This window comes from Streptomyces sp. NPDC031265, assembly GCF_055570295.1.
Genome location: NZ_JBVIHM010000022.1, coordinates 1 through 10,212, shown reverse-complemented (window position 1 = coordinate 10,212; position 10,212 = coordinate 1). Strand labels below are relative to the sequence as shown.

General features: G+C 70.3%; 10 protein-coding genes. 3 read left to right on the top strand and 7 right to left on the bottom strand.

The window, feature by feature from the left end; translation table 11 throughout:
- Positions 1–138: 138 nt before the first annotated feature.
- Positions 139–600: a carboxymuconolactone decarboxylase family protein gene (locus ACZ499_RS28140; protein ID WP_190090118.1), complete on the bottom strand. Its 462-nt coding sequence runs from the start codon at positions 598–600 to the stop codon at positions 139–141.
- A gap of 571 nt (positions 601–1,171) precedes the next feature.
- On the opposite strand from ACZ499_RS28140, the gene ACZ499_RS28135 reads away from it, so the two are divergent.
- The 3 genes from ACZ499_RS28135 (at position 1,172) to ACZ499_RS28125 (ending at position 3,163) form a co-directional block, all read left to right on the top strand.
- Positions 1,172–2,020 (top strand): AfsR/SARP family transcriptional regulator, encoded by an 849-nt coding sequence (locus tag ACZ499_RS28135; RefSeq protein ID WP_468679035.1) that lies wholly within the window; start codon positions 1,172–1,174, stop codon positions 2,018–2,020.
- Positions 2,021–2,113: 93 nt separating this feature from the next.
- Positions 2,114–2,935, top strand: coding sequence for an AfsR/SARP family transcriptional regulator (locus tag ACZ499_RS28130; protein WP_468679034.1), 822 nt, complete (start codon positions 2,114–2,116; stop codon positions 2,933–2,935).
- Positions 2,936–3,028: 93 nt separating this feature from the next.
- Complete coding sequence (locus ACZ499_RS28125) at positions 3,029–3,163, top strand: hypothetical protein (RefSeq protein ID WP_406342525.1); 135 nt, start codon at positions 3,029–3,031, stop codon at positions 3,161–3,163.
- A 12-nt stretch (positions 3,164–3,175) separates the two neighbouring features.
- Here ACZ499_RS28125 and ACZ499_RS28120 read toward each other — a convergent pair whose 3' ends face one another.
- The 6 genes from ACZ499_RS28120 to ACZ499_RS28095 all read right to left on the bottom strand — a co-directional run bounded on the left by ACZ499_RS28120 (position 3,176) and on the right by ACZ499_RS28095 (position 10,078).
- Entirely contained in the window at positions 3,176–4,405 is a 1,230-nt protein-coding gene (locus ACZ499_RS28120) for an acyltransferase family protein (RefSeq protein ID WP_468679033.1), read from the bottom strand.
- Between the two features lie 174 nt (positions 4,406–4,579).
- Positions 4,580–5,047 (bottom strand): carboxymuconolactone decarboxylase family protein, encoded by a 468-nt coding sequence (locus tag ACZ499_RS28115; RefSeq protein WP_468406319.1) that lies wholly within the window; start codon positions 5,045–5,047, stop codon positions 4,580–4,582.
- 237 nt (positions 5,048–5,284) lie between these two features.
- Positions 5,285–6,469 (bottom strand): acyltransferase family protein, encoded by a 1,185-nt coding sequence (locus ACZ499_RS28110; RefSeq protein WP_468679031.1) that lies wholly within the window; start codon positions 6,467–6,469, stop codon positions 5,285–5,287.
- 207 nt (positions 6,470–6,676) lie between these two features.
- A complete protein-coding gene (locus ACZ499_RS28105; RefSeq protein WP_468679029.1) occupies positions 6,677–8,143 on the bottom strand; it encodes an FAD-dependent monooxygenase in 1,467 nt (488 codons plus the stop codon).
- 30 nt (positions 8,144–8,173) lie between these two features.
- On the bottom strand, positions 8,174–9,160 hold the full coding sequence (locus ACZ499_RS28100) for an alpha/beta fold hydrolase (RefSeq protein ID WP_468679027.1): 987 nt from the start codon (positions 9,158–9,160) through the stop codon (positions 8,174–8,176).
- 81 nt (positions 9,161–9,241) lie between these two features.
- A complete protein-coding gene (locus ACZ499_RS28095) occupies positions 9,242–10,078 on the bottom strand; it encodes an NAD(P)H-binding protein (RefSeq protein WP_385548866.1) in 837 nt (278 codons plus the stop codon).
- Positions 10,079–10,212 lie beyond the last annotated feature (134 nt).

Below are 10,212 nucleotides of genomic sequence, written 5' to 3'. Positions count from 1 at the left end.
ACCCCCCACACACAAAAAAAGCCTCTCCGTCCACGCGCCCCCCCTCTTCCCCCCCCCCCCCCCCCCGCCGTCGAGCCGTCCGCCCGACCTGCCGGCCGTCGGGGGTGTCGGCCGGCACCAGCAGCTGTACGGGGGTGATCAGCTGTTGGGGTCGGCAACCTGGCCGATGGCCACGTGCAGACGGTTCCACAGGTTCGCGGTGGCGACCGAGAGGACGATCGCCGCGAGCTGCTGCTCGTTGAAGTGCTTGGCCGCGTCGTTCCACACCTCGTCCGAGACCGCGTCCTCACGGTCCGAGAGGCGGGTCACGGCCTCGGCGAGCGCCAGGGCGGCGCGCTCGGCGTCCGTGAAGTACGGGGTGTTGCGCCAGGCGGCCACGGCGAACAGACGCTCGTCCGAGGTCTCGCCCGCGGCCTTCGCCAGACGCGGGTGACGGTCCGCGTTGGCGCCGTCGCCGTTGATCTGGCTCGCGCGCAGATGCAGCAGCTCAAGCAGCTTCACATCGACGCCGGGAACTTCCTTGCTGGCCTTTCCGAGGGCCACCAAAGCGTCAATGGCACCGGGAACGACAAAAGCAGGGTGCTTCGCCCGAGCAGTCATGATTTGCTCTCCTCAAAAGATCTCACGTAAACGCCGAACACTTCGCACACAAACACGGGGGAACTACGACGCCGGACGCCGACCGGCCCTGCCAGAACATCCACACCGGTCGGCTTCCTCCGTCACACCTATGACGAAACGTGGCCCGTGAATGTGACGGGAGTCAGGTGTGACCCACACCACATCCGGGCGGGTGGGGTGTCCGTGTACTGGGCGCTTACCTAAGGGCGGCGTAAGATCCGGGTCCCGGAGCACCACGGGAGCTGGGTCGACGCGGGAGCGGGATCCAGGCGGGGGCAGGGCGCACGGCCCGATAAATCCGCCACATCCGGCCGTTCTTTACCCAGAGTCGAGCGGCTTCAATCCGAGCAGAATTCGCAACTGCTACAGGATTTTGACAACGCGGTCAGGACTTTGACAGGTACGTCAAATCAGCCACAGGCGGGGTTGCCGTGGCGGGTGGGTCCGAGCGCATGATCAAAGCGGGTTGCCGCCGAGGGCCTGCCAGCCGAGCGGACACTTCCGACCCGAATACCCTTACCCCCCGTATTTCCCGACTCTGGGGAGAAACATGGACATCGAAGTGCTGGGTGCACTGTCGGTGCGGAAGAACGGGTTATCGATCGCGCCCACTGCCCCGAAGCCGCGGCAGGTGCTGGCACTCCTCGCGCTGCACTCCGATCAGGTGGTGCCGCTGGCGACGCTGGCAGAAGAACTCTGGGACGACGCCCCTCCGCGCAGTGCCCGCACCACCGTGCAGACGTATGTGATGCAGCTCCGCGAGCTCATCGGCGAGGCGCTGGCCCGCCGGGACGGCGAGCGGCGCACCGCCAAGGACGTCCTCGTCACCCTGCCCGGCGGCTACCGCCTGGAGACCGAGGGCGGCGACACCGCGGACGCCGAAGGGACCGTGGACTTCCGCGAGTTCGAGCGGCGCGCCACGGCCGGCCACCGGGCCATGGACGCCGGCGACCACACCGGGGCCGCCCGGCTGCTCCGTGAGGCGCTCGCCCTGTGGACCGGGCCCGCGCTCACCGGCGTCCACCAGGGCAGCCGGCTGCGCCCCGAGGCCGAGCGGCTGGAAGAGGCCCGGCTCGCCGCGCTCGACGGGCGCATCGAGGCCGATCTGCGCCTCGGCCGCCACCGCGAACTGCTCTCCGAGCTGACCGTCCTGGTCAGCCGATATCCCATGCACGAGGCACTGCACGGCCAGTTCATGCTGGCGCTGCACCGCTCCGGACGGCGCAGCGAGGCGCTCGGCGCCTACCAGCGGCTGCGCGCGACCCTCGTCGCACAGGCAGGTCTGGAGCCCTCGGCCGCGCTCGGCCGGCTCCAGATGGCCATCCTCGCGGCCCGGCCCGGCTCGCCGGTGTCCGACGGCGCTCCCGTCACCGAGCAGCTCGTCGCCCGCGCGAGCTGACCCGTACGTGTACGTACGCTCCCCCGGCGGCCCGGCCCCGGGGGGAGATAACGATGTCCCGGCGCACCCCCGCCTTTTATCCGAGAGGAAGCCGTGAAAATTCAGGTCCTGGGCCCTTTGAGTGCCGAAGTGAACAGAGTCTCCGTCGTCCCCACGGCGGGCAAGCCCCGTCAGATCCTCGCGCTGCTCGCCCTGTACCCGGGGCGCGTCATCCCCGTACCGACGCTGATGGAGGAGATCTGGGGCACCGAGCTGCCGCAGAGCGCGCTGACCACCCTGCAGACGTACATCCTCCAGCTGCGTCGCCGGCTCGCCGGTGCCATGGGCCCCGATGCACAAGTTTCGGCCAAGGATGTTCTGGCCACCCGGTACGGCGGCTATCTGCTCCAGATCCCGTCCGAGGCGGTCGACGTCCACGCGTACGAACAGCTGGCGGCGGAGGGCCAGTTGGCGTTCGACGAGGGCCACAACGAGCGGGCGGCGGACTGCTTCCGGCGTGCGCTCGACCTGTGGGAGGGGCCCGCGCTGGTCGACGTGCGGGTCGGGCCGATCCTCGACATCGAGGTGATGCGCCTGGAGGAGAGCCGGCTGGTGGTCAAGGAGCGCCGGATCGACGCCGACTTACGCCTCGGCCGGCACGCCGAACTCACCGCCGAGCTCACCGATCTGATCGCCCGCAACCCGCAGCACGAGGGGCTGCACTCGCAGGCCATGGTGGCGCTCTACCGCTCCGGACGGCAGGCCACCGCGCTCGATGTGTACCGCAGGCTGCGCGGCCGACTCATCGAGGACCTCGGTGTGGAGCCCTCGCCGCAGCTCCAGCGGCTGCACCAGGCGATCCTCGCCGTCGACCCCCAGCTCGACGTCGTCGCGGGCCCCCGCCGCACCTCCACCTTCGATCTGTACGCGGCCTGATCCGAGCCGTGTGCAACCCGGCGGCTCGCCGTGCCGCCATCGCACGGCCATGCTCGAAAAGCCCGTGCTCGTATCCATGCGAAGGGGGAGCAGATGTACGAGAAGAGGGAAGACCGGGAAGATCACGAGCTTCGGCCGGGTGACCTCGTCGCCGTCGCTCCTCCGCTCCGGCTCGCCGGGGCGGAGGAGGACGACGTCGAGCTGAACATCATCCGGGGGATCGACTGACCTTCCCGCCGGTCACTTGACCTCGGCGAGCGGACCCGCGCTGCCCGCCGAGGCCCCGGTGCGCCTGGGCTTGGACCAGCCGCGGGTGATCGGCCGCTCGACCAGTGCGTACAGCGCCCAGGCCGCCAGCACACTGATGGCGAACATCGCGGCCAGCAGGCCGGTCGTCTGGGCGGTCGAGTAGAAGTCGTGGCCGAGCCACTTGCGGCCGTAGGTGAGCACGATGAAGTGGATCAGGTAGAAGGCGAACGATATCTCGCCCAGCCAGACCATCGTGCGGTTGCGGAAGAGGCTGAACCCGCCCTTCACGTCCGCGGTCGCGGCGGCCGCGATCAGGCAGACGATCGGGATGATCGTCGTCGAGCGCTGCGAGTAGAGGAACGGCACGTGCGAGGCGAGCACATAGCCGCCGACGAGCAGCACGGTCGACCAGATCATGCCGATGTTCCACCAGCGCCCCTTCATCACCGCGATCGCCACCAGCATGCCGAGCGCGAAGTCCACCATGCGCACCGGCGGCAGGAAGTAGGCGAACCAGTACTGCGTGACGGTGGCGTGCGCGCCCAGCTGCTCACCGCCGGGGAAGTACGGCTTGTCGGGGAAGATGGCGTAGGTGATGGCCGGCGTGGCTATCACCAGGGCGGTCAGGCCGCCGATCCAGTACTTCAGGCGCGCGAGCGGGATGCGCAGGAACAGGTTGTGCAGCAGCGGGAAGCAGGCGTAGAAGACCGCCTCGCAGCCGAGCGACCAACTCGGCGTGTTGACGCTGGAGAAGACGTCGAACTTCGGCACCCACACCTGGACCATGAAGAGGTTGGCCACGGCGGTGCGGGTCGGGGTGTAGGCGGAGGCGAACAGCACCAGCGCCAGCACCCAGGTGATCACGTAGTTCGGGTAGATCTTCACGAACCGGCGGCGCCAGAACGCGGGTGAGGTGTCCTTGGCACGCGCCGACCAGGTCAGCACGAACCCGCTGAGGACGAAGAAGAACGTGACGCCGAGGGAGCCCGCGTTCTTGGTGAGCTCGAACCAGTCCTTGGTCGTCCCGTTGTCCTTGAGCAGCCGCAGCCCCGGGAACGGCAGACCGGTGTGGTTGAGGAAGACCAGGAGCGCGGCGGGGAACCGCAGCCCGGTCAGCGAGGGCAGCCGCGTGATGTCGGGGCGCAACAGGCCTTCGCGGTGCGGCACTTCGCGCGCGGCGGCGGCCGGCGGCCCGCCGCCGATCGTGTTGCCGTGAGTCATGGCACACCCTCCTGGGACATGGGAGTCGTCTCTGGTCCGTCAACTGGACTGTCGGTTCGGTCTGTTCGTTCTGCGGGCCGACCGGTCCCGCCTGCTGCTGCCGCGGACGGCCCGGGCACCCGTGTGCCGGGTGACCGGGCCGTCCGCCCGCCCGCGTGTGGGGCTGTCCGGCCCTTACCTGTCCCACTCCCGGCTGCCTGCCAGCTGCTTGGTGGTGACGTTGAGGCGGCTGAACAGGTTCGTCACGCCGATGGTGAGGACGAGGGACGAGATCTGCTCGGCGTTGAAGTGCTTGTTCGCCTCGTTCCAGACCTCGTCCGGGACTGGGTCGGACTTGTCGGCCATACGGGTGGCCGCCTCGGCGAGCGCCAGCGCGGCACGCTCGGCCTCGGTGAAGAACGGCGCGTCGCGCCAGGCCGCCACGGCGAAGAGCTTCTCGTCGCTCTGGCCCGCCTCCCGGGCGCGCTGGGCGTCCCCGGAGACACAGAAGCTGTCGCCGTTGATCTGGCTGGCCCGCAGGTGCACCAGGCCCAGGATGAGCTCGGGGACGCCGCCCTTGCGGGAGGCGAAGTAGAGCTCCTGGATCAGCCGGGCGGCCTCGGGGTTGAAAGCGGCCGGGTTTTCCATACGCGGCTCGTGCATGGCTGGCTCCTTCTGATTCTGTTCAGCCGGTCGGGGGTTCGGTAGCTACTGTGAAGGAGGGCCCTTGAGATCAACTCGGGTCACGCTCGCCTTTCGGCCACATGGGCGCCAACAGAAGCGGCCGGCACGCCCGTTGAGGGCGTACCGACCGTGGGGGGAGGCCTACCGGCCGCAGCTGGGTGGCTCGATTCGGGCCTATTCGTGCGATCTGCGCGACCACAAACCGGACGATTGCGTTCAGGCCGCGGCAGCGGCCGCCCGGGCCTTTCGGGAGCGGGACCAGCGCCGGGTGATCGGCCGCTCCACAAGTGCGTACAGCGCCCAGGAGGCGAGCACGCTGACGGCGAGCAACGCCGCGATGAGACCGATCGCCGCGGGCGTCGAGTAGAGGTCGTGGCCGAGGAGTTTGCGGCCGTAGGCGAGCACGATGAAGTGCAGGAGGTAGAAGGCGAACGATATTTCGCCGAGCCACACCATCGTGCGGTTGCGGAAGACCGTGAACCTGCCCTCGACGTCCGCCATGGCGGCGGCCGCTATGAGCAGGATGATCGGGATGATCGTGGTGGAGCGCTGCGAGTACAGCAGGTCCACGTGCGAGGAGAGCCAGTATCCGCCGGCGAGCAGCAGGCTCGACCAGACGATGCCGATGTTGCGCCAGCGCCCCCTCATCACCGCGTGCGCCACCAGCATGCCGAGCGCGAAGTCGAGGAGCCGGACCGGCGGCAGGAAGTAGGAGAACCAGTACTGCTTCACCGAGGCGTCCGCGGGTGCTCCCGTGAGCGACACCGCGCCCGCGTCGGGCAGCACGTTGTAGGTGAACAGCGGGGTGAGGACGATCGCCGCGACCAGGCCGCCGATCCAGTACTTCAGCCGCTGGGCCGGGATGCGCAGGAACAGCCGGTGCAGCAGCGGGAAGGAGGCGTAGAAGACGAACTCACAGCCCAGCGACCAGCTCGGCGGGTTCACACTGAACAGGTACTGGAAGTCCGGCACCCACACCTGGACCATGAACAGGTTGGCCAGCGCGACCCGCGTCGGGGTGAACGACGAGGCGAACAGCAGCATCGCCAGACCCCAGGTGATCGCGTAATTGGGGTAGATCTTGGCGAACCGGCGGCGCCAGAAGGCCCGGGCGGTGTCCTTCTCCCGAGCGGACCAGGTCAGTACGAAGCCGCTGAGCACGAAGAAGAAGGCGACACCCAGGGAGCCGGCGTTCTCCGTGACCTTGGCGAGGTCGTTCGCCGCCTGGTCGTCCTTGAGCAGGCGCAGCAGGGGGATCGGCAGTCCGACATGGCTGAAGAAGACCAGGAGTGCGGCGGGGAACCGCAGTCCGGTCAGCGAGGGCAGCCGCGAGAGCCCGGGACTGAGCAGGCCGTCCCTCGTCGGCACCTCACGCAACGTCCTGGTCGCGCCGTGCGTCATGACAAACCTTCCTAGGACATGCGGAGTTGTCCTCTCGTGGGGGGAGAGGAAGGGCGTGGACGGCGGGGGTGGCCGCCGCCGGGGGCGATTACACTGCGTCCGGCTTGAGCGCGGCTCGTGCGTCGCGCGGGACGGGGCGTACGGGACGGGGCGTGAGGAACAGGGCGTGCGGGCCGCCGGGCTCGGGGTCCGGCGGCCCGGCCCGGGTCAGCCGGCCGTGCCGAACCAGCGCTCCAGCGCGTCGCGGAGCTTGCCGCCGTCGGGCGAGACCCAGGCCACATGTCCGTCGGGGCGCAGCAGTACGGCCTCGGGTTCGTCGTCCGCCGGGTTGTCCGAGGGGACCCAGCTGCCGGTGACCACGTCGACGCGGTCCGCCCAGCCCTCGGCGAGCTCGGCCGCCTCGCGCGAGTCGCCGGTGGTGATCAGTACACCGCGCGCGGAGTGCAGCAGCTCGGCGACCCGGGTCCGGGCGCCGTCGGCGAGCCTCAGCTCGCGGTCCGGCGAGAGGCGGAAGCCCAGCAGGGGGTGGCCGGTCGCGCCCATGTCGTACCGCACGTCCAGACCGCTGACCTGGCCGGCCAGATGGCGGGCCACGTCCGGGGACTCGACGAGCTCGCGCATCACCGCGCGCAGCGGCTCCATCTCGTCGCCGGTCAGATAGAGGCGGGTCTGCGCACGGGTGTTGCGCATCAGCTTCTCGCCGACCGGGTGCCGCTCGGACTGGAAGGTGTCGAGCAGGCCGTCGGGCGCCCAGCCGTTGATGGCCGCGGCCAGCTTCCAGCCCAGGTTCACCGCGTCCTGGACGCCGACGCTCATGCCCTGCGCACCGGCCGGCATATGGATGTGGGTGGCGTCCCCGACGAGGAAGACGCGGCCCTTTCGGTACTCGGAGGCCTGGCGGGTGGTGTCGGTGAAGGCGCTGATCCAGCGGACCTCGGCGTGGTGGAGGGACTCCCCCGTCATCCGCTGCCAGGCGTCGGCGACGACCTCGAAGGTGAGCTGGCTCTTGTCCTCGTGGGGGCGCAGCTTCTCGTCGTGGATGACGATCCGGTCGACGCCGTTCTCCAGGTTGAACGCCATCACCATGCCGCCGGGCACCTGCTCCCCGATGGGCCGCTGGCGCACCCCGGCGCCGACCAGGTCGGCCATGTACATGCCCCGGGTGGCGTCCCAGCCGGGGAAGTCGATCCCCGCGGTCTTGCGGACGATCGACCGGGCACCGTCACAGCCGATGAGGTACTGGGCCTCCTGCTCGCCCGGGCCCTCGGGGCCCTCGAAGGCGACGACGACGCCGTCCTCGGTCTCCCGGAAGCCGGTCACCTCGTGGTTGCGGTGGACCTTCACGCCGAGCTCGGCGAGCCAGGCCTCCAGGATCTCCTCGGTACGGAACTGGGGGACGCCCCGGACGCTGAAGTGGTTGTCCTCCAGCTTGGAGAAGTCGATGCGCACCCCGCCGAAGTGGCCCTGGGCCCATTCGACGTCTCCGAACCGGGCGAGCAGCCCGCGCTGGTCGAAGACCTCGGCGGCGCGGCGGGTGAAGCCGACGCCGCGGGACTCGCCGCTCGGCGCGGGCAGCCGGTCGTAGACGGCCACCTCCACGCCGCCGAGCTTGAGTTCACCGGCGAGCATCAGCCCGACCGGTCCGGCCCCGACAATGATCGCTCCCTGTGCCATGTGCGTGCTCCTCGTATGTCAGGTCATGGGTCAGGCGAAGAACTCCGTGAATGCCCGGGCGACGCGGTCCGGGGCCTCTTCCTGGAGGTAGTGCACGGTCTTGTCGAGCTTCACCACGCGTACGTCCGTCGCCAGCGTCGGCAGGGTCTGCCGGAACTGGGCGTAGCTGACCTCGGAGGCGAGGCCGAGCAGGGGCGCGGTGATCTTGGGATACGTCTTGATGTCGGCGATGTCCTGGGCGAAAGCCCGGTACCAGCCGTTGGCCGCCCGGATGCCGTCGGGGGTGTCGTAGACCCGCGCGTACACGTTCCGGTCGAAGTCACCGACCAGGGACTGGTCGGTGAGGGAGTTGGCGAAGAACCAGTCGATGAGGTGCCGGGAGCGGCCGCGGATCAGCTCCTCCGGGAGCCCCTGCACCTGGTTGAAGGCGTACCACCAGAGGTTGAAGCCGGCGCCGGGGCGCGGGATCAGCGGGAGTTCGTAGAAGCTCTCGTCGGGGTGCAGGGCGTCCAGCATCGCCACCTTGCGGGTGGCGTCACCGTGGTTGGCGGCGAAACTGAACGCCACCTTCGACCCGATGTCGTGGCCCGCGATGTTGACCCGGTCGTAGCCGAGGGAGCGCACCAGCTCGCGGACGTCCCGGGCCATGGTCTTCTTGTCGTAGCCGCCCTGGGGCTTCTCCGAGGAGCCCTGGCCGCGCAGATCGACCGCGATCACCCGGAAGCGGCGGGCGAGCACCGGCATGACCTTGCGGTACGACCACCAGGTCTGCGGCCAGCCGGGCAGCAGGACCAGCGGCGAGCCCGACCCGCCGGCCACATAGTGCAGCCGCACACCGTTGACGTGCGCGTGGTGGCTGCGGAAGCCGCCGGGCAGGGACCGGGCGAGCGCCGCGTCGTCCGGGACGCCGTGGTGCGGCGTGGCCGCGGCGGGCTCGGCCGCCACGGCACCGCCGGCCATCGCGAGGGCGGCGGACCCGGCGCCCAGGCTGATCATCTTTCTGCGGTCCAGCGACATGCTTCGTCCTACCTGTCGTACGTGTGCCTGCATGGGGGGGACTTGCCAGTGCCTGTGGGGGAGGCGGAATCGGTTCGGGCGTCAGCCGCGGAACGGGCCCGCGTACTCCTGGGCCCACTCGGAGAAGGGCCGGGCGGGGTGGCCGGTCAGCTTCTCGACGTCGCCGGTGAGCGGGACCGGGGAGGAGCTGGCCGCCCAGAGGTCGAGCAGCGCGTCCGCGATGTCGCCCGGCATGAAGTCGGGCTTGTTCGCCCGCCACACGGCCGGGGGGACCTCGGTGACCGGGATGCTGCGGCCCGCGGCGGCCTCGATGGCCGCGATGTGCTGGGCGAAGGTGAGCGCCTCGGGGCCGGTGAGGTGGTACGAACGGCCGCGCAGGGACGGGTCGGTGAGCACCGCGAGCGCGGCCTCGGCGACGTCACGCTCGTTGACCGGGTCGGCGTAGCTGTTCGGGTACGGCAGGCCCACCGTGCCGCGCGCCTTGAGCTGCCAGGCCCACGGCATGGCGTTGCTGGCGAGGGCGCCGCAGTTCAGCGGGGTCGAGGTGATCGAGGAGGCGGCGAGCGCCTGCTCCACCGCGAGGTGAGGTGCGGCGATCGGGTTGACGGCGGCGTCGGGGCGCAGCACCGCGTCGGCGGACATGACGACGACGTGCTCGACGCCGGCCTCCTCGGCCCGCTCGACGAACTCACCGACGGCCGAGGCCTCGCAGTACAGGAAGACCGAGGTCACCCCGGCGAGCGCGGCCGGGAAGTCGGCGGGCGCGTCGAGCGCCAGCTTCACGGACTCGACGCCCTCGGGCAGCGTCAGCTTCTCGGGGCTGCGCGAGCCGGCGCGTACGGCGACGCCCCTGGCGTGCAGGAGCCGCACGAGGTGCGAGCCGACTTTGCCGCTGCTGCCGGTGACGAGGACGGTCATGGTGGATTCCCTTTCGGATGTGGCTGGGTGGGGGTACGGCCGGGGGGGGGGGGGGGGGGGGGGGGGGGGGGGGGGGGGGGGGGGGGGGGGGGGGGGGGGGGGGGGGGGGGGGGGGGGGGGGGGGGGGGGGGGGG